This window comes from Pseudoalteromonas porphyrae (assembly GCF_001298125.1).
In the GTDB taxonomy this organism is placed as follows: domain Bacteria; phylum Pseudomonadota; class Gammaproteobacteria; order Enterobacterales; family Alteromonadaceae; genus Pseudoalteromonas; species Pseudoalteromonas neustonica.
In genome coordinates, this window is the sequence record NZ_LHPH01000002.1 from 160,833 (window position 1) to 180,467 (window position 19,635).

The 19,635-nt window shown below is 39.1% G+C and carries 16 protein-coding genes; 5 read left to right on the top strand and 11 right to left on the bottom strand.

Annotated features, from left to right (window positions below):
- Nucleotides 1–30: 30 nt before the first annotated feature.
- Both tgt and queA read right to left on the bottom strand, forming a co-directional pair.
- Nucleotides 31–1,158: a tRNA guanosine(34) transglycosylase Tgt gene (gene tgt, locus ADS77_RS02590; protein WP_054204472.1), complete on the bottom strand. Its 1,128-nt coding sequence runs from the start codon at nucleotides 1,156–1,158 to the stop codon at nucleotides 31–33.
- 199 nt (nucleotides 1,159–1,357) lie between these two features.
- A complete protein-coding gene (gene queA / locus ADS77_RS02595; protein ID WP_054204473.1) occupies nucleotides 1,358–2,389 on the bottom strand; it encodes a tRNA preQ1(34) S-adenosylmethionine ribosyltransferase-isomerase QueA in 1,032 nt (343 codons plus the stop codon).
- 170 nt (nucleotides 2,390–2,559) lie between these two features.
- On the opposite strand from queA, the gene ADS77_RS02600 reads away from it, so the two are divergent.
- Together ADS77_RS02600 and ADS77_RS02605 are read left to right on the top strand one after the other, a co-directional pair.
- On the top strand, nucleotides 2,560–5,085 hold the full coding sequence (locus ADS77_RS02600; RefSeq protein WP_054204474.1) for an EAL domain-containing protein: 2,526 nt from the start codon (nucleotides 2,560–2,562) through the stop codon (nucleotides 5,083–5,085).
- 204 nt (nucleotides 5,086–5,289) lie between these two features.
- Nucleotides 5,290–5,514: a hypothetical protein gene (locus tag ADS77_RS02605; RefSeq protein WP_054204475.1), complete on the top strand. Its 225-nt coding sequence runs from the start codon at nucleotides 5,290–5,292 to the stop codon at nucleotides 5,512–5,514.
- A gap of 40 nt (nucleotides 5,515–5,554) precedes the next feature.
- Here the strand turns inward: ADS77_RS02605 and ADS77_RS02610 are convergent, their stop codons facing one another.
- The 9 genes from ADS77_RS02610 to ADS77_RS02650 all read right to left on the bottom strand — a co-directional run bounded on the left by ADS77_RS02610 (nucleotide 5,555) and on the right by ADS77_RS02650 (nucleotide 15,063).
- Nucleotides 5,555–6,016: a hypothetical protein gene (locus ADS77_RS02610; protein WP_054452820.1), complete on the bottom strand. Its 462-nt coding sequence runs from the start codon at nucleotides 6,014–6,016 to the stop codon at nucleotides 5,555–5,557.
- Nucleotides 5,997–6,212 carry an RNA polymerase sigma factor gene (locus tag ADS77_RS02615; protein WP_235575690.1) on the bottom strand — a complete coding sequence of 72 codons (216 nt, stop codon included), beginning with the start codon at nucleotides 6,210–6,212 and terminating at the stop codon, nucleotides 5,997–5,999. The genes ADS77_RS02610 and ADS77_RS02615 overlap by 20 nt, the downstream gene beginning before the upstream one ends.
- Nucleotides 6,213–6,375: 163 nt before the next feature.
- Nucleotides 6,376–7,305 carry a hydrogen peroxide-inducible genes activator gene (locus tag ADS77_RS02620; protein ID WP_054452822.1) on the bottom strand — a complete coding sequence of 310 codons (930 nt, stop codon included), beginning with the start codon at nucleotides 7,303–7,305 and terminating at the stop codon, nucleotides 6,376–6,378.
- Nucleotides 7,306–7,396: 91 nt separating this feature from the next.
- Entirely contained in the window at nucleotides 7,397–8,665 is a 1,269-nt protein-coding gene (locus ADS77_RS02625) for an inorganic phosphate transporter (RefSeq protein ID WP_054204480.1), read from the bottom strand.
- A gap of 39 nt (nucleotides 8,666–8,704) precedes the next feature.
- Nucleotides 8,705–9,382, bottom strand: a complete 678-nt coding sequence (locus ADS77_RS02630) for a TIGR00153 family protein (protein WP_054204481.1) — start codon at nucleotides 9,380–9,382, stop codon at nucleotides 8,705–8,707.
- Nucleotides 9,383–9,553: 171 nt separating this feature from the next.
- The gene (phoU, locus tag ADS77_RS02635) at nucleotides 9,554–10,255 is read right to left on the bottom strand and encodes a phosphate signaling complex protein PhoU (RefSeq protein WP_054204482.1); all 702 of its coding nucleotides are present in this window, start codon (nucleotides 10,253–10,255) and stop codon (nucleotides 9,554–9,556) included.
- Nucleotides 10,256–10,309: 54 nt separating this feature from the next.
- Nucleotides 10,310–11,137: a phosphate ABC transporter ATP-binding protein PstB gene (pstB, locus tag ADS77_RS02640; RefSeq protein WP_054204483.1), complete on the bottom strand. Its 828-nt coding sequence runs from the start codon at nucleotides 11,135–11,137 to the stop codon at nucleotides 10,310–10,312.
- Between the two features lie 26 nt (nucleotides 11,138–11,163).
- Nucleotides 11,164–12,813, bottom strand: coding sequence for a phosphate ABC transporter permease PstA (pstA, locus tag ADS77_RS02645; RefSeq protein ID WP_054452824.1), 1,650 nt, complete (start codon nucleotides 12,811–12,813; stop codon nucleotides 11,164–11,166).
- A 15-nt stretch (nucleotides 12,814–12,828) separates the two neighbouring features.
- Complete coding sequence (locus ADS77_RS02650; RefSeq protein WP_054452826.1) at nucleotides 12,829–15,063, bottom strand: ABC transporter permease subunit; 2,235 nt, start codon at nucleotides 15,061–15,063, stop codon at nucleotides 12,829–12,831.
- Between the two features lie 341 nt (nucleotides 15,064–15,404).
- Here ADS77_RS02650 and ADS77_RS02655 point away from each other — a divergent pair, with 341 nt between their 5' ends.
- The 3 genes from ADS77_RS02655 (at nucleotide 15,405) to ADS77_RS02665 (ending at nucleotide 19,598) form a co-directional block, all read left to right on the top strand.
- Nucleotides 15,405–15,911, top strand: coding sequence for a glycine cleavage system protein R (locus ADS77_RS02655; RefSeq protein WP_054204486.1), 507 nt, complete (start codon nucleotides 15,405–15,407; stop codon nucleotides 15,909–15,911).
- Nucleotides 15,912–16,030: 119 nt separating this feature from the next.
- The gene (gene ppk1 / locus ADS77_RS02660) at nucleotides 16,031–18,118 is read left to right on the top strand and encodes a polyphosphate kinase 1 (protein WP_054452828.1); all 2,088 of its coding nucleotides are present in this window, start codon (nucleotides 16,031–16,033) and stop codon (nucleotides 18,116–18,118) included.
- A complete protein-coding gene (locus ADS77_RS02665; RefSeq protein WP_054452830.1) occupies nucleotides 18,111–19,598 on the top strand; it encodes an exopolyphosphatase in 1,488 nt (495 codons plus the stop codon). Before ppk1 ends, ADS77_RS02665 begins: the two co-directional genes overlap by 8 nt.
- Nucleotides 19,599–19,635: the final 37 nt, after the last annotated feature.

Below are 19,635 nucleotides of genomic sequence, written 5' to 3' on the forward strand. Positions count from 1 at the left end.
TCCTCTTTAATTTTTATAAAATTTAATTTTTTAATTTTCTGTATCAGCAAGCTCTGGCACTTCTTGGCCGCGGCGTGCATAAAAATCATTTACGAATTCATCTAATTTGCCTTCACTAATGGCATTACGCAAACCTTCCATAACACGCTGGTAATAACGTAAGTTATGAATAGTATTTAGTCGCGCACCTAATATTTCATTACATTTATCAAGGTGATGTAAGTAAGCGCGAGAGTAATTTTTACACGTATGGCAATCGCATTCTGGATCTAAAGGGCCGGTGTCTGTTTTATGTACTGCGTTACGTATTTTGACAATACCACCAGTAATAAATAAATGGCCGTTACGTGCATTTCGAGTTGGCATCACACAATCAAACATATCGATACCACGGCGTACCGCTTCGACTAAATCTTCAGGCTTGCCCACACCCATTAGGTAGCGAGGTTTGTTCTCTGGCATTTTATAAGCACAATGATCAAGAATATTAATCATATCAGCCTTTGGCTCACCTACTGATAAACCACCTAGCGCATAACCATCAAAACCAATCTCTTCAAGACCAGCTTGTGATTGAGCACGTAGCTCTGGATACATGCCACCTTGGATAATACCAAACAAAGCTGACGGGTTATCACTATGACCTTCTTTAGAACGTTTAGCCCAACGAAGTGATAGCTCCATTGAGTCTTTCGCTTCTTTTTCAGTCGCTGGGTAAGGCGTACATTCGTCAAAAATCATCACGATATCTGAGCCTAAATCACGCTGTACTTGCATCGCTTTTTCAGGTGATAACATAATTTTTTCACCGTTAACTGGCGAGCTAAATAAAACACCTTCTTCAGAGATCTTGCGCATTGCGCCTAAGCTAAATACTTGGAAACCACCTGAATCGGTTAAAATTGGTTTATCCCAATTCATAAAACCGTGTAAACCACCATGTTGCTTGATGATTTCTGTCCCAGGGCGAAGCATTAAGTGAAAAGTGTTACCAAGGCAAATGTGCGCACCAGTATCTTTAACTTCATCCGGCGTCATGCCTTTGACTGTGCCGTAAGTCCCTACAGGCATAAATGCAGGCGTTTCTACTACGCCTCTATCAAAAATCAAGCGGCCGCGGCGGGCTTTACCATCTGTACGGTCTAATTCAAATTTCATATTTACCTCAATGTCGGAAAAACAGTCCAACTACTGATGTTGGTCACGAACACCAACAAGCTATAATTTAACCGCTCGATTCTATCATTACTTACTACTGCAATACCATTAATTGGGCTAAAAGCGGCGATTAAAAGTGTAAAACTAAAACTAAAAAACCCAACACTGAGTTGGGTTTTATCTACTTTAACAATAAAAACTATTTGCGAGTTAAAAACATTGCATCGCCATAACTGAAAAAGCGATATTTTTGCTCAATAGCGGTTTGATATGCACCCATAATATTATCTTGCCCCGCAAATGCGCTCACTAGCATAATCAGTGTTGATTCTGATAAATGAAAATTAGTTACCATGGCATCAACTACATTAAACTCATAACCTGGGTAAATAAATATATCGGTATCACCAAAGTAAGTAGCTAATTGGCCACCATGGATCTTTGCTGCTGATTCAAGTGAGCGTACAGACGTTGTACCCACTGCAATAACTCGCCCACCTTTGGCTTTTGTTGCGGCTACAGCAGCGACAACATCATCAGGCACTTCAATGTATTCTGAGTGCATTATATGATCATCAACCGAATCTACACGTACAGGCTGAAATGTACCTGCGCCTACGTGTAATGTAACAAATGCCATACTCACACCCTTTGCTTTTAAAGCCGCCATTAAAGCGTCATCAAAATGCAGACCTGCTGTAGGCGCTGCAACAGCACCGGGCTTTTCACCGTAAACAGTCTGGTAGCGCTTACGGTCTTCGTCTGTGTCTGGGCGGTCAATATAAGGTGGTAATGGCATGTGGCCAATGTCATTCAATATTTCTAGTACATTTTGGCTATCAGTAAATTGCAATTCAAATAACTCACCATGACGACCCACCATAGTTGCCTCAGCTTTACCTTCAAGGATGATGGTGGTCCCAGGTTTTGGTGATTTACTGGCTCGCACATGGGCCAACACACGATGCTCGTCGAGTACTCGTTCAACTAATACTTCAACTTTACCACCAGAGGATTTCTGGCCATACATACGCGCAGGGATTACTTTTGTGTTATTAAATACAAGCAAATCATTTTCATTAACTAGATCAAGTACATCACTAAATATCTTGTGTTCTAGGTCGCCACTGGGGCCATCTAAGGTGAGTAATCGACTACTGGTTCGATCCTGTTTAGGAAAACGAGCAATTAATTCATCAGGAAGGTCAAAGCTAAAATCGGCCACGCGCATAAGAGGGAACATCCACATCAAAAAAGTCGCGCCAAGTTTAACTGTATCGCGCTATTTGCTCAACTAAGGAGGTGAATAAAAATACCCTGTAATGTTCTCTTGTGGTTCATGGCAAATGGCATTATCCTAATCAACTGAATTAATCATGACTGAAAAAGAGGTATGACGTTATGGCTAAGCAGCTAAAGTTGCTGATCTTAAACGCTAGTTTGTCTGAACGTCAAACCATTAAGTCCACCCTCAATAGACTCAATGTATTTACTTTCATTGAAGTTAATGACAGTCAACAAGCACTCGACATTTTAAAAAATCAAGCTGTTGATATCATTATTACAGGGCTTGATGTAGGTAAAATTGATGGCTGGCGGTTCTCGAGAATGATACGCTCGGGCCTGCTTAGCACCCCTAAAAATACCCCAATATTACTTACCCCTCCTATCTATTGTGAGCGAATTGCAGAAACAACAGCCCGTAGTTATGGTATTGATGCTGTATTGCCTTTTGAGCGCCAAGATATGTTGCCACAAGTATTGGCTAATGTGCTCTCTACTCACCTTGAAAAAAGCAGTCGATTAAATCTATTACTTCTAGAGACTGATGACAATAGAGCCGCTGAAATTGAGCAACATTTACAACTTAATTTTGCTTGCACACATGTCATTAATAATAAGCAAGCGCTGTCTATTTACTTGCAGCAAAAGTTTTCTATCGTGTTGCTCGATGCCACCGCAGCACAAGCAGCATCTGCAAATCAACTAGTCAAAGAAATACTGCAGCATAATCCTAAGCAAGCAATAGTAACAATAATAGATACGCATGATGCTGATTACGCTGAGCAGCTACTACTGTCTGGCGTGACTGACTTTATTCGTGCGCCTTATGAGCAATCTTTTTTAACCAAAGTATGTGATCATGCTGCTCGTCGTGAAGATTTTATGGTCAGCTATGCTGAATTTGCGCAAAAAGTAGAACAATTAAGCCAAAGTCAGAGTCGCTACAAAGAACTATTTTCAGCACATCAACGAATTTTACTGCATTTAAATACTGTCGTACTTGAATTTGATCAGCAAGGACGTATTCGTTTTATCAACCCAGCTTGGGAAGCCTTAACAGGCTACGGTATTAAAGAAACACTAACTAAATCATTAACTGATTACTGCCATGTTGATGATAAACCCAAATTACTCGATACAATTAGCAGTATTTTGAACGCAGGTATTGAACAGCAACAAATTGAAATTCAAATAAGCCATAAAGATGGCAGAACAATTTGGGTAGAGTGCCGCTTACAATTGATAAAAAACAGCAGTAATGCAACTACCATTACTGCAACTATTGATAATATTCATGAACGTAAGCAAGCTGAGTTACAACTTCGTCATTTAGCACTGCATGATACTTTAACGGGCTTACATAACCGCTATTATTTTGATCAACAGCTCAATCATATATGCCAAACGGAGCTCACTCATGGCGAAATTGAGCATGCACTTATTTATATCGATCTTGATCACTTTAAAATTATTAATGACAGTAAAGGTCACCAACAAGGTGATATTGTCTTAAAGGAAGTGGCGCAATTATTTATTGCCAATATTAGCGATGAGCATTTGATATGTCGTATTGGTGGCGATGAGTTTTCGATCATTTTAAAAAATATTAACTTGCTTGATGCACACTTAGTTGCTGAAGGTATTTGTATGGCAATTGAAGGCCATCAGTTCCAGTCAGAAGAGCAAATCTATTCCATTAGTTGCTCTATTGGCCTAACCCAAATTACAGCAGCAAATAACGATCCGAGTGAATGTTTAAAACAAGCTGATATCGCGTTATATGTTGCCAAAAATTTAGGCCGAAACTTAGTCCATTGCTACTCAAAAGACGATTCAGATAACAACACTATGCAAGCAGGCCTTGAATGGGGACACAGCATTCGTCAAGCACTGCAACAAGATCAAATTGAATTACACTATCAACCAATCTGGGACTTTAAGAGAGGTAACATTGCCTATTTTGAAGCGCTATTACGATTAAAACTCAACGATGATTTAATTTACCCTAACCAGTTTATTCCGTCTCTTGAGCTGCTTAACGATACGTACTTAATGGACCAATGCGTGATCCGAAATGCTATAGCTGCAATTTCGCAATACCCAGAGCTTAATCAAGTCGCTATTAACTTATCTGCACAATCATTTTTAGATGAACGTTTATTACCACACATAGAATCTAGCCTCGAAGAATATAAGGTATCGCCAACGAGAGTAATCTTTGAAATAACCGAATCTGCAAGTATTAACAACTTAGTAGCTACTCGCGCAATGATTGAAAAGCTTAACCGTCTAGGTTGTCATTTTTCGATAGATGATTTTGGCACCGGCTTTAGCACCTTTAATTACCTTAAACAGCTTCCCGCTCAACATGTCAAAATAGATGGCTCATTTGTTCGGGATATGCTCAATGATCCAATTGATTTAGCACTCGTTAAAGCTATTAATGATATTAGCCGCTCCCTCGATAAGCGCTCTGTAGCTGAATACGTTGAAAATAAAGAGATCTTTTTAGCACTAAAAGAAATTGGTGTTGATTACGGCCAAGGGTATTTTATTTCTCGCCCAGTACCAATTGAAAGAATCCCTTACGAACTAGAAAAAATTTCTCAGAACAAAACTTTTTACGAACAAGCACCTAAGTAAACATGGTTGATTTTTGAAGCTTACCGATGAAAATTTTACTTCCATCCGCTGAAATCTCATCTATACTTTGCTCATACAGATTTTAAATGTCACTATTTTTGTAAGATAAACAAAAATAAACAAGACATCACCAATCTACGACAACATACCCAATAAACACAAATATGTTATTTATTATGCTATTGTCTACTTATGGAGAAGGTTATGGTGCAATTAATTGTATTATTGTTGGCAGTAAACTTAGGGATAGCTTACCAATGCCACCGTTATGCTAATATCAAAGGTTATCCTATCAGCACATTTACGTGCTTAGGTTTAATACCCTATTTCAATTTAGTGGTGTGGGTGTATTTATTATTTTTGCCAGACATTACCCCTTTCAATAAACAATTTGAATATGAAAGACATAATGAAAAGCAGCCTTTGTAACAACGACTGCTTTGTTGGTCAGGGATAAGTTTTTATCAAATTAAAACTGATAGGTAATTGCCTTAAGTGCTAAATCGCTGGCTTTTATGTCGCCTACTACACATTTTTTAATATCTGATTTATCAAACACTTTAATTAAGTTGGTGTTTTTATCACCGAGCCCTTTCAGAACAAAGCTAACATGTTCGTCATTAGGTAAACTACGTAGCCCACTGCCGTAATCACACAGAGTAAGGCTGATACTCGTACTTACTTGAGTGAGTAATTTTTGCTGCTCCGCGGCTTGCTGCCTCTCACGTTCAACCTGCTTTGCCTGTATATCTTGGCGTAATTGCTGTTGCTGCTTAGTAAGCGTAGTTTGTTGCTTTTCAAGCTTCGCAATATCTTTTTCTAATGCTTTTTTACGTTGCTCAAGCTCTTTTGCTGCGGCGCTATTATCGTGACGATTAGCAAACTCTAAGTCACGTTTTTCACGTTCTAACTCACGTAAATCTCGACTCACCACGAAAACTTGGCAAGCTCTTATAGACAGAGATAAACACCTCTTGCATTAAATCCATGGCATCATCCGGGTTACTGAGCATCCGCAAGCAATGGTTATAAACTCGGCTCTCGTGCTGTTTAACCAGCTTAAGCCAGGCTCGCTTATTACCTTGCTGTGCTTTGGCGATTAATGTTTCTGTTGATTGAAAAAACACGATTCTCGATGCTTAGTTATTTTACTTATAAGATTAGTCGATAGGAGCGCGAGGATAGTTTGGAAAAGATGAAAATAAATTAAAAAATAAATAGCTCACCTTGATGAGCTATTCCTGCATACCAATCGTGTTAAGTTACTGACCATTTAGCTCGCTAGAATGGTTAAATATTTAAGTCGATTGGTATTAAACGGCATTGCTGTTTTAGAAAATTTTCTAGCATTTGGCTAAATAAACGAAAATCACGAATTCGCCCTGTGGTTTTGCGCCATAAAATACCAATGTCACGATAAGCATCACCTTGAGAGGCCGTGGCTAACATGTTTTTGTTATCTAAAATCCCCGCATTAATTGCCATTTGTGGCAAAAAGGTCACCCCGAGCTGATGTTCAACCATACTCAATAGTGTGTGTAAACTTGCCGCTTCAAACGGGTTAATACAGCTTGAACGGTTTAAGTGACAAGCACTCAATGCATGACCTGTCATGCAGTGCTCTCGTTCAAGTAGGAATACGCTTGCATCCGGTAACAGATTAAAGTCTTCTATCCCTGTTGCTGGCAAATAATCTTTGTGATGCACTAAGCTAAAATGATCTTGTGCAAGTACTTGTGTATGAAACTTGTCGGTCTCATAGGGTAAAGCGAGTAATGCCATATCTATATGGCCGTGCTCTAACTTATTTAATAAGCTGTCACTTGTATCCTCAACCAGTACTAATTCTAAATCCACATATTGTTGTTGGCATAGTGCGTATAAAGGCGCAGCAATGAAACTAGCAATAGTAGGAATTACACCAAGCGTTAACTTGCCGCTAAGTGGGCTTAAATGGCTTTTTGTAAGCTCTTTAACACTGAGAGTATCATCTATAATTTTGCGCGCTCGCTCTACGACATCTTCACCAATGGCGGTAAACATGAGGCTACGATTTTCACGCTCAATAAGCTGACATCCCAAAGTTTCTTCAAGCGTTTGAATTGCACTACTTAATGTGGATTGACCAATAAAGCAGGCACTTGCTGCTCGACCAAAATGCTGATATTGATGAACCGCTAATAAGTATTGCAGTTGTTTTATACTTGGTAAATTAGTCATAACTTTTCTTACCCACAAATAAAAAGACCCCAACACCATGGGCATTGAGATCTTTTCAAGCTAAAAGTCTGTAATACTTAAGCCGTAGGAATTAAACTCCAAAGGCAAATCTTAGTATGTAGAAAATAACAATAGCAAGGGCAGCGCCAACTGGCAATGTTATTACCCAAGAAACAGCAATGTTTCTGATCACGCCCATGTTAAGTGCAGCAATACCACGCGCCATACCTACACCTAAAACCGCGCCCACTAACGTTTGTGTCGTTGAGATAGGTAAACCAGTTCCTGATGCGATAACAACAGTAGAAGCAGCGGCTAATTCAGCAGCAAAACCACGGCTAGGTGTTAAATGTGTAATACCTTCACCAATGGTTTTTATTACTTTTTTACCTAAAATAGCTAAACCTGCAACAATACCAAAACCACCCAGCGGTAAAATCCACCATGCAATAGCAGCTTGTTTAGCGATTTCACCATTATTCTCTACAATGTTAACAACAGCAGCAAGAGGACCAATCGCGTTAGCTACATCATTAGACCCATGTGCAAATGCCATACAACATGCTGTTAATACCATTAAGATAGCAAATACTTTCTCAACATTATTAAATTGCATGTTCTTGTCAGCTTTTGGATCTATCTTCAAGCGGGAAATAACTATTTTACCAATAATACCAACTACAACAGCAATACCAATTGCTAATGCATAGCCTTCTACTGCACCTAAATCAATACCAATGTGCTTTAGGCCTTTTTTGATCGTAACCAAAGACATGATAAAACCCGCAAGACCCATGTATATAGGTACATAACGTTTAGCATTTTTAAGTGGTGACTCGGTATCAAATATAAGTTTTTGTGCACTCATAAATATTAAGTACGCAATAAAACCTGAAATTAATGGTGTTACTATCCAGCTACCAACAATTCCAGCCACTTTATTCCATTGGATTGCTTCGCTGCCAACTGCAACTAACGCGAATCCGATGATAGCACCAATAATTGAGTGAGTAGTTGATACTGGCCAACCAAGAAAAGAAGCAATTAATAGCCAGCTACCTGCTGCAAATAACGCTGAGATCATACCCAACACCATTAATTCAGGTATATCCATAAATGGGGCAGAGTCAATAATGCCTTTGCGTATCGTCGATGTTACTTCACCACCGGCTAAATAAGCACCTGCAAACTCAAAAATCATCGCAATAAAAATTGCTTGTTTAATTGTAAGCGCTTTAGACCCTACTGAAGTACCCATAGCATTGGCAACGTCATTTGCGCCAATACCATAAGCCATAAAAAAACCGACTGCTGCGGCAATTAAAATTAATACCGTGCCATAAGATGCAATGATATCCATTGTGTAACCTTAATCTTTCGTTATTGAACTGAGTGTAAATTAACGAGCTAACATCAGCTCAAGACGTGAACCTACGCGCTCTGCGATATCCGCAAGCTCGCCAACCCATTCAATTATTTTATATAAAAACATAACATCAACTGGGTTAAGCCCATCCTCAACGGCGCGCAATTGGCGGCGTATAATGATTTGCATATCATCCGTGTCTTGTTCAATTGCATCCAATTCAACGAGCATTTTTTCTACCAAGGTCACTTCGCGACCTTTAAAACCAGTTTCTAATAACTCATCTAACTCGTTAATTGCATTTGACGCTTGTTTAGTCGCATCAACACACCGTGTTACATAGGCTAAGAAATTGACTTGAATCTCTTTTGGAATGGTCATCTCACGACCAATTACACGACCAGCAATGTCTTTTGCTTTATTAGCAATTTTGTCTTGCTGGGTGACGAGTTCGAGCAGATCTGTACGCTCTACCGGCATGAACAATCCACGCGGCAGTTGTAAACGTATATCTCTTTTCATGTCGTCGGCTTCACGCTCTAAAGTACGAATTTCCAAGCGAATCACTTCTGCTTGTACCCACTCTTCTTTAAATACGTGATTGAAAAAAGGGATCAAAGCTTTACTAGCTTGATGTACCTTCTTGATGTGATCTTCCATTGGCTTTATAGGAGATTTTGCGAATACTCCTAAAAATGCGTTTGTAGGCATAGCTGACCCTTAAATCAAATTAGTATGCTTTGCGGCGTGAATTTTACAGCATTCACCACGATTGTGAATGCTTTTATTGCTTCACTAGTGCCTGAACATAATATTAATTATAACGAGAACATGAAAAGCGACCATTGGTCGCTTTAATAAAAAAAAAATCACCAAAAAAAATCACAATGATTTTTCTATATCTTCTTGAGATGTATGACGAATATCTTTGCCATTTACGAAGTAGATTATATATTCAGCAATATTTTGACAGCGATCACCGATTCGCTCTAAAGAACGCACTGACCAAACTAAATCCATAATTTTTGGGATTGAACGTGGATCTTCCATCATATAGGTCATTATTTGACGTGTAATGGCTTCGTATTCACGATCGACCTTGGCATCTTCCTTATGTACCTCAAAGGCTTTTTGTACATCCATACGTGCAAAAGCATCTAAAACATCATGCAACATCTTAGATACTTGACGCCCCATGTTTTCAATGTTTACCAATAAATCTTGCTGATCTTTAGTAAATGAATCGAGGGCAACTTTAGCTATTCGTTCAGCTTCATCACCAATACGCTCTAAATCAGCAATGGTTTTAGCAATCGCAACCACTAAACGTAAATCGCTGGCTGCAGGTTGACGACGAGCAATAATACGAGTGCATTCTTCGTCAATGTTCACTTCCATGGCATTTACTTTATAATCATTTTCACGCACTTTTCGCGCTAATTCAGCATCACCATTACTCACAGCATCAAGTGCGCTATTAAGTTGCTGCTCAACTAATCCGCCCATACTTAAAACATGATTACGTACGTTCTCTAACTCTTGATTAAAACGGCCAGAGATATGCTTATTAATATTGTGTTCCATTGTCTACCTTCTTATCAGAATCGCTAACATCACCTAAACAGTACGCCCACTATACTAACCATATCGGCCGGTAATGTAGTCTTCTGTTTTCTTTTTGTTCGGCGTAGTAAATAACGTATTTGTATCTGAGTACTCGATTAACTCACCCATGTACATAAATGCGGTTTGATCAGAAACGCGCGCCGCTTGTTGCATGTTGTGCGTTACAATAACAACGGTAAACTGATTTTTTAAATCATTGATTAGCTCTTCAATAACCAATGTAGAAATTGGATCAAGTGCTGATGTTGGCTCATCCAGCAATAATACTTCTGGTTCAATCGCAATTGAACGAGCAATAACTAAACGTTGTTGCTGACCACCTGATAAACCAAATGCACTGTCGTGGAGTCTGTCTTTTACTTCATCCCACAACGCAGCCCCTCGCAGTGACTGTTCAACTACTTCATCTAACTTACGCTTTTCTTTAATACCTTGTAAGCGTAGGCCATAAACTACGTTTTCGTAGATAGATTTTGGAAATGGATTTGGACGTTGGAATACCATTCCTACATTTCGACGAAGCGCCGCAACATCTACTTTTTTATCGTAGATGTTTTGCCCATGCAGTAAAATTTCACCTTCAATACGGCAACTATCTACTAAATCATTCATACGATTAATACAGCGTAATAGCGTCGACTTACCACAGCCCGATGGCCCGATGAAAGCCGTTACTTGGCCTTTTGGTATATTCATACTTACTGAACTAAGCGCTTGTTTTTCACCATAGTAAAGATCTAAGTTTTTGATCTGAAGCGCCGTTTGCTCAGTGCTTAAATTTTCTAAGTCCAACTTCAAACTCGTGTTTGACTGGGTTACCTGTGGAGCGACTGTAATCATGTTTATTACCTTAAAATCTTTACTAATTATTGATCAAGCGATCTAAATTTTTCACGTAAGTGGTTACGTATACCGATTGCAGTGATATTCAGTGCGATAATCACTGATACCAATAAAAATGCAGTGGCATAGACTAACGGTCGTGCTGCTTCAACATTCGGGCTTTGGAAGCCAACATCATATATGTGAAAACCTAAATGCATGAACTTTCTATCTAAGTGAAAGTACGGAAAGTTACCATCAAGCGGTAAAGTCGGTGCCATTTTTACAACACCTACTAACATTAGTGGTGCAACTTCACCAGCAGCACGTGCAACAGCCAGTATTAGGCCTGTCATAATTGCCGGACTTGCCATTGGCACTATTATACGCCATAGAGTTTCTGCTTTTGTTGCACCAAGTGCAAGTGAACCATGACGTACCGTACTAGGAATACGAGATAAACCTTCTTCAGTTGATACAATAACAACAGGTAAGGTTAAGATAGCAAGCGTTAGTGCTGACCACATAACCCCTGGCGTACCAAATACAGGGCTTGGTGATGCTTCAGGATAAAATAATTGATCCAGACTCCCCCCGAGCACATAAACAAAGAAACCTAAGCCAAATACCCCATAAACAATCGAAGGAACACCAGCCAAATTAATTACCGCGATACGGATCATCTTTGTCACTGCATTTTTAGCTGCATACTCATGTAAATATATTGCAGCAATAACGCCAAAAGGAGTCACAATTACAGCCATTAGCATGACCATAAACACAGTACCAAATATAGCCGGGAATACACCGCCTTCGGTATTTGCTTCACGCGGGTCATCTGAAACAAACTTACCAAGCTGCACAAAATAATGGCCAAGCTTAGCAAAGAATCCCATGTCATTTGGAAACCAAAAATCCAAAACTTGATACAAAGGCAATGTGACTATTTCGCCGCGCATATCTTTTACCGTTACTTGGTCACGCTTGGCCTCTTTACGAAGTGCAAACAATTGTTTTTCAAGCACGCCATATTCTGACCTTAATTGTGCACGCTGTTGCGCAAGCTCTGCAACGCGTTCATCCGTTAATGCATCATCAAGTAAATAAGATTTTTCTTTTAAACGTAAGCGCTCTAACTCAAAGTTAATATGCCCAATATCGCCATTTTGTAAATCAAGCGCTTGATCATTTAAGTCTACCGCGCGTTCAACGAGCTCATCTAGCACCTCTACTTTGTTGTCAGTGATGACTTGCCCATCTTTAATCACTTGGTCAACATAACCGTAAAAGTTACCGTTTTTACTTCGTTCAAACACCGCCAATGTTGCAGGCGCGGTATGAGAGTTAATATCTGTTTCTAAAACCCAACGAAAGTCCAAATCAACATATTCACGGTTACCGGTTTTAATTAATAAGCGCTCAAGCTCTTCTTTATCGTAATCAGATAAATCTACACCCATTGCCTCTAGGCGTGATTTTGGTACCATTTCTCGGTCATAAATCTCACCAATAACGGTTTGCTTTACCACTGAACCTTGCAACTCAAGTTGCACTACTTGTGAAGGCCAGAAAAAGCTTAACCCTTTCCAGGCAATCATTGCTAATAACCCTAAGACGGAAATCAAGCTGATACTAACTGCACCACCTGTCATCCATATCCAAGGAGAACCAGACTTAAACCACTGCTTTACCATGTCGTGTCTCTCCGCTTACATCGAGCTGTATTTATCACGCAACTGCTGACGAACAAACTCAGCAATTGTGTTGAAAATAAAAGTGAATATGAACAATACAAAGGCTGCTAAGAAAAGAATTCGATAGTGTGAACTACCCACTTCAGATTCTGGCATTTCTACTGCAATATTAGCCGCAAGCGTACGCATACCTTGGAAAATGCTCCAATCCATTATTGGTGTATTACCCGTCGCCATAAGTACAATCATTGTCTCACCTACCGCACGCCCTAACCCCATCATTACTGCAGAGAAAATACCTGGGCTTGCTGTTAGCAATACCACGCTGACCAATGTTTGCCATTGTGTTGCACCTAATGCCAAGGAACCATTAGATAAGTGTTTTGGCACACTAAATACCGCATCTTCAGCAATCGAGAAAATAGTTGGAATAACCGCAAAACCCATTGCAATACCCACAACAAGCGAGTTACGTTGGTCAAATGTCATACCTAATTCATTGGTTAGATATTGGCGTACATTACCATCAAACATCCACTGCTCAATCACACCACTCATGGCAAATGCCAACCAACCAATGCATAACACAACTGGGATAAGTAAAATTGAATGCGACCCTTCTGGTATGCGATGACGTATACTGGTCGGTAATTTCGTCCAACCAAATGCAGTGGCCAAAATCCCCAGTGGTAACATGATCAATAATCCAACTATCGCAGGAAGGTGCTCTTCAATTAATGGCGCAAGCCATAAACCAGCTAAGAAACCTAGGATTACGGTAGGTAATGCTTCCATTATTTCTACCGTTGGCTTTACCACTTTACGCAATGAACCTGACATAAAGTAGGCTGTGTAGATTGCGGCTGATAAAGCAATCGGCACAGCAAATAGCATTGCATACATGGCTGCTTTTAATGTTCCGAATGAAATTGGTACTAACGAGAATTTAGATTCAAAGTCATCACTGGCAGATGTTGATTGCCAAATATAACCTGGCTCAGGGTAACCTTCGTACCACACTTCTTGCCATAATGCAGACCAGGTAACTTCAGGATGCTCATTATGAATTTCAACAACGGTTAGCTTGTTATCTGCCAAAATAAGTGCCGCATTTGAACGTGGCGCTATTGCAAAGTTTTCAATCGGCCCTTCACTTACTTTACCTTGCCATAACTTTGCTTCACTGGTGGTGTAATACACACCTAACTCACCATTTGAACTGGTAGTAAAAAATGTACGACGATAAAATTCAGTAAAAATATCCAGCTTGCTTTGTTTTGATGTTTCAAAGGCACGAATTTTTTGATATTCACGACCTTCATCTGTATTAATTTCAAACCACTGAGATACTTCACCATTATCATTTGCTAGCATCAACGAGTTAGCACCTGCGAGCAACTGAGCTGAAACAAGATTGGCATTTTCTTCATTGGCTGCCAGCATTTGAATCAGTTCGACTTCACTGGGGTCACGCGTATCATAAACATAAATTTGATTAGCTGAACGTACAAATGTACGCGTAGTGTCAGGCGACATAAGCAGTTGATCAACACGACCATCGACATCGAGTTCGGTGCGCTCAACGACCCACTCAACTTCACCGCTGAACATGTTTTCTTCAGCCACAAAACTACTAAATACAACACGCTTATCGGCTGTTTGCGCAACTACTGCCGTTTTTTCTTCGTAATGGCTAAATGCAAACTGCGTTAATGCAGCGCCTTCATCATCTACAACTAAAGGTGTTTCACCAAGAGGATAATCCAAGCGAGGTGTCAGCTTGCGAGTATTATTTGGAAAAGTAACTAAAAACTTTGGTGCCACGATCATCACCGCACCGTTTTTTAGTCCATAAGCATAAAGCCCTTGAAAAGGGGCGCTTTTTGCAAAACTGCTTACTCCACCGTCAAGTGTAACGGGCAAGCTTGCCAACTTTTTACCAAAGGTCGCTTTTTCTACACTATGAAAATCGACATTGCCCTGCTTACCAAGCAAAAAAGCAACTTCGGTTTGCTCTTCAACACCTAAGCCAACAATTTGCTCAGCATTACTTAAAGTAAAGCTGTTACGCGTTTCTACTTTTGCAGATTCAAAAATAGGCTGTACTACATAAAGTAGATAGAAAAAGATCAATAGCAACGCTATTAACACCATTATTCCACCGGCTGTAATACTAAATTGGGCAAACCGATCTTTAAATAGACGGCTTCTATCCGTATTAAAAGACGGTTTATTCGGATTGGAAGTCATCAAAACACCTTTAAATCTTAACGTTGCGAATAGTGTATTTCACCAAGATGACAGTAATGTTACAAACGTCATAATAGCGTTATTTTGTTTTAAGGAAGCTATCTGTATGAAAAAAATTCAACTTAATAAATTATCATTGAGAAACAGCAATTTACCCAATAAAGGTAATAACGCTAGTACTATATTACTGTTTTTTAATTAATGAAAGCGCAAAAAAATTGGACAAACTCTAGGTCCGAGTCAATACTCAATTCGGTTCATTTTTAAATATAATAATCATTCAACTATTCTCATGCCTGAGCATTTATCACTTAATTACGGCATTTTAAGGGATTTACTTTATGAAGCAATTAGTTATAACTATTTTAGGGCAAGATCGTCCCGGACTTGTCGAAGACATATCATCCACTGTTTTAAACCACCACGGTAACTGGTTAAGCAGTAATTTAAGTCATTTAGCAGGGCATTTTGCCGGCATTTTAGAAGTGACAGTACCTGAAGAACATTTACAAGAACTACAAGATTCATTACATGCACTTCCTAAATTAGAAGTACGCATTGAAACGGGGAATGATGACACAACAGATAACAGTGCCGCCAAGCTTAATTTCGTTATCACTGGTAATGATCGCCCTGGTATTGTGCAAGAACTTGCTAGTGTTATTCGCCACAAGGGCGCAAACATCACTCACTTAAACTCTAAACAACAAAGCGCCCCAAACTGGGGAGTGCCTATTTTTAGTGCCGTCGCAACAGTCTCTTTACCTGCTGGTATGAACAAAGATGAAGTTGTAGCTGCGCTTGAAGCGATAACCGCCGATTTAATTGTTGATATTGAAGATGTATAAATAATTTTTAAAAATCAGTAATTAACACAGACAAACATGTCACAAAAATGACATGTTTGTCATTATACTGTCATCTTTATGTTCTATATTTTATTCTGCTGCTATCAAAGGAATAGAACATGAACGCCTGCACTGAGTTGCCTCAAACAATTAGTTATTTTGCTCCAGAATTAAGTTGGTTGTCATTTAATGAACGCGTATTGCAAGAAGCCAAAGACAAAAGCAATCCAATTATTGAACGGATGCGTTTTTTAGGTATTTTTTCGAATAACCTTGATGAGTTTTTCAGGGTAAGAGTTGCAGATGTAAAACGTCGTATTTTACTAAATAAACTACCTGATACAAATTTTGATGAAGATGAGATCCTACTCACCCAAATACAACAAAAAGTACTGCAATTAGGTCAAAAATTTAATCTTATTCACCAGCAAATTCTTCATGATTTAAACAGCCATAACATTCATGTTCAGCGTCCTGAAAAACTTAGTGATTTTCACATTGATTGGCTTAAAAATTTTTTTAATGACAATGTTTTGCAGCACATATCGCCCATTATGTTGGATGAAAACAAAGATTACTCTGATCATATAAACGATACTATGACTTACTTATTTGTAGAGATGCTTAACGACAAACGCCACTACGCGATGCTCGAAGTGCCTACTGATAGAGTGCCACGTTTCGTTATTTTACCTTCTGAAAAAACCCGTCGTCACAAGACTATCGTGATGCTAGATGACATTATTTTGTTTTTTTTAAGTGATGTATTTAGCAGTTTCTTTAGCTTTACTCAAATCCATGGTCACTCAATAAAGCTCACACGAGACGCAGAATACAACTTAGATGATGAGCTTGAAGAAGGCATTTTAGATAAAATGTCTAAAGGTTTAAAACAGCGTATTTACGCTGAACCTGTGCGCTTAGTTTACGATCAAGCGATGCCTGAACCTATGCTAAAAGTAATGAAAAAACGCTTAGGGGTCACCCACCATGATGCACTTATCCCAGGCGGACGTTATCGTAACTTTAGGGATTTTATCGGCTTTCCTAATATTGGTCGTCAATACTTAGAGAACAAATCACTCCCCGCGCTGCAATGCACAGCTTTTAATAATCATGCCAGTGTATTTGATGCAATTAGCCAACAAGATATTTTACTTTATTATCCATATCATACTTTTAACCATTTACTTGAATATGTTCGCCAAGCTGCTTTTGATCCAAAAGTAACGCAAATTAAGGTAAATATTTATCGTGTTGCGAGTAAATCTCGGCTTATTTCATCACTGATCAATGCCGCTAAAAATGGTAAAAAAGTCACTGTAATGGTGGAGCTAAAAGCCCGCTTTGATGAGCAAAACAACATCGAGTGGGCAAAAATACTCAGTGGTGCAGGCATTAAAGTTATATTTGGGATCCCTGCACTCAAAGTTCACAGTAAGCTGTGTATCATTCATCGTCGTGAGAAAGGCCAAATAGTAAAGTATGCACATATAGGCACTGGTAATTTTCACGAAAAAACAGCAAAAATATATACCGACTTTAGCCTATTCACTAAACATACAGGCATCTGTGATGAAAGTGATAGCGTATTTAAATTTATAGAAAGCAGCTACAAGCCGTTCACCTTTGAACACTTAATGATTTCACCCGTTAACGCCCGTGACGTACTTTTAAATTTAATTCAGCAAGAGATCACGCATGTTGAAAATGGCCACAGTGGTAAAATCACAGTAAAAATAAACAACCTAGTGGATAAAGCGCTAGTTGATAGCCTTTATTTAGCAGCCAGAAAAGGCGTTAAAATCCGTATTATTGTCCGCGGTATGTGCTCATTAGTTCCTGGGCTCAATAACTTTAGCGATAACATCCGTATTATTAGTATTGTTGATCGCTTTTTAGAGCATCCACGCGTTATGATTTTTGGTAACAATGGTGATGAAAAAGTCTATATTTCATCTGCTGATTGGATGACCCGTAACCTTGACCATCGTGTTGAAGTGGGCGTTCCCATTTACGATGAGCAACTAAAACGACTTATTGTAGATATTATTGAGCTACAATTTAAAGATCGCACCAAAGCGCGCATTATCGATAGTGAGCAAAAAAATAATTATGTGAGGCGTGGCAATCGTAAAAAAATACGCTCACAAATTGCTATTTATGATCACTTAAAAAAATGGGAAGGCAATTACAATAATGAATAATTATCCCTCAATTGCTGCGGTTGACTTAGGATCAAACAGCTTTCATTTAGTCGTAGCAAGAGAAGTGGATGGCAATCTACAAATTTTGCATAAAGAAAAACAACGCGTATATTTAGCTGATGGCTTAGACGACAAAAATCAATTAAGCCAAACTGCGATTGATAGAGCACTGGCGATACTGAAGCAGTTTGCAACAACGCTACAAGACTTCCCTGCCAGCAATGTAAAAATTGCTGCAACCTACACATTAAGACGCGCTAAAAACATTAACTCGTTTTTAACTCAAGCAAGTACTGTTTTTCCCTATCATATTGATGTGATATCAGGGCAAGAAGAAGCACGTTTAATCTATCAAGGCGTTGCCCATTACATTCATCACGATGAAAACCGCTTAGTGATTGATATTGGTGGCGGTAGTACAGAGCTCATTATTGGCAAACACTTTAAACATAAGCTGCTAACAAGTCGTAATATGGGCTGCGTAAGTTATACAAAACAATTTTTTGCCGATGGTATTATTAACGATAAACGCTTTAGCAAAGCACAAATAAAAGCAGAGCAAGAACTTGAAGTTATTTTTGCCACTTATATTAGCGCTGGCTGGCAATCAGTAGTTGGCACGTCAGGCACAATAAAGTCAATTTTAGCGATGATCAGCACAAATGATCCCGAGCAAAAACATATTACTTTAGAGCGGTTGCTCGAACTTAAAACCCAGTTCATTGCGGCAAAGACTGTTGATAGCCTACAGATTGAAGGTTTAAGCCCAGAGCGCCAAGTGAGTATCTGTGGTGGTTTAGCCATTTTAATCGCAATCTTTGAGCTGTTTAATATTACTGAGGTGAACTACAGTGACTTTTCGCTACGCGAAGGCCTACTTCATGAGATGCAACAAAAGCTGGCACTCAAAGATATACGCACCAATACCATTACTAATTTAAGCGAAAGAAATACAATAGATAAAGTACACGCACAACGTGTAGCTAATACCGCTGATTGGTTATTCTTGCAAGTGCAAAAAGAGTGGCAGTTAGATTCATTAGATAATCATCAATTGCTCCTGTGGGCAGCGCAATTACATGAGATAGGTTTAGGTATTAACTCATCAGGTTTACATAAACACAGCGCATATGTAGTTGAAAACAGCCAACTACCGGGGTTTACTCAACAGCAACAAACGCTATTAAGCTGCATGATACGTTTTTACCGTAAAAAAATTCGCTTAGAAGAATTTCCTACTTTACTTTCGGTGCCGCACTTTCAAATATTACAATTAATTGTATTACTGAGATTGGCCATATTATTGAACCAAAAGCGCCTTAATGATCAATATCAAGACCTAGCGGTTTCAGTAAAAGGCAACAGCATGCTGTTGCAGTTTCCACTAGGTTGGCTCAATGAACAAACCCTGCTGCATGCCGATTTACAACAAGAGCAAAGGTACTTGAAAAAGGTGGGTTTTTTAATCGACTTTGTATGATTTACAGACGTAGCTAAATTTGGATAGCCTTAGCTAT

Bases quoted from the DNA above. Each gene is read 5' to 3' on its own strand.
- ADS77_RS02650 (WP_054452826.1), bottom strand. From the start codon at position 15,063: ATGACTTCCAATCCGAATAAACCGTCTTTTAATACGGATAGAAGCCGT.
- ADS77_RS02665 (WP_054452830.1), top strand. From the start codon at position 18,111: ATGAATAATTATCCCTCAATTGCTGCGGTTGACTTAGGATCAAACAGC.
- ADS77_RS02655 (WP_054204486.1), top strand. From the start codon at position 15,405: ATGAAGCAATTAGTTATAACTATTTTAGGGCAAGATCGTCCCGGACTT.
- ADS77_RS02605 (WP_054204475.1), top strand. From the start codon at position 5,290: ATGGTGCAATTAATTGTATTATTGTTGGCAGTAAACTTAGGGATAGCT.
- ADS77_RS02600 (WP_054204474.1), top strand. From the start codon at position 2,560: ATGGCTAAGCAGCTAAAGTTGCTGATCTTAAACGCTAGTTTGTCTGAA.
- queA (WP_054204473.1), bottom strand. From the start codon at position 2,389: ATGCGCGTGGCCGATTTTAGCTTTGACCTTCCTGATGAATTAATTGCT.
- ppk1 (WP_054452828.1), top strand. From the start codon at position 16,031: ATGAACGCCTGCACTGAGTTGCCTCAAACAATTAGTTATTTTGCTCCA.
- pstA (WP_054452824.1), bottom strand. From the start codon at position 12,813: ATGGTAAAGCAGTGGTTTAAGTCTGGTTCTCCTTGGATATGGATGACA.
- ADS77_RS02630 (WP_054204481.1), bottom strand. From the start codon at position 9,382: ATGCCTACAAACGCATTTTTAGGAGTATTCGCAAAATCTCCTATAAAG.
- tgt (WP_054204472.1), bottom strand. From the start codon at position 1,158: ATGAAATTTGAATTAGACCGTACAGATGGTAAAGCCCGCCGCGGCCGC.
- ADS77_RS02620 (WP_054452822.1), bottom strand. From the start codon at position 7,305: ATGACTAATTTACCAAGTATAAAACAACTGCAATACTTATTAGCGGTT.
- phoU (WP_054204482.1), bottom strand. From the start codon at position 10,255: ATGGAACACAATATTAATAAGCATATCTCTGGCCGTTTTAATCAAGAG.
- ADS77_RS02625 (WP_054204480.1), bottom strand. From the start codon at position 8,665: ATGGATATCATTGCATCTTATGGCACGGTATTAATTTTAATTGCCGCA.
- pstB (WP_054204483.1), bottom strand. From the start codon at position 11,137: ATGATTACAGTCGCTCCACAGGTAACCCAGTCAAACACGAGTTTGAAG.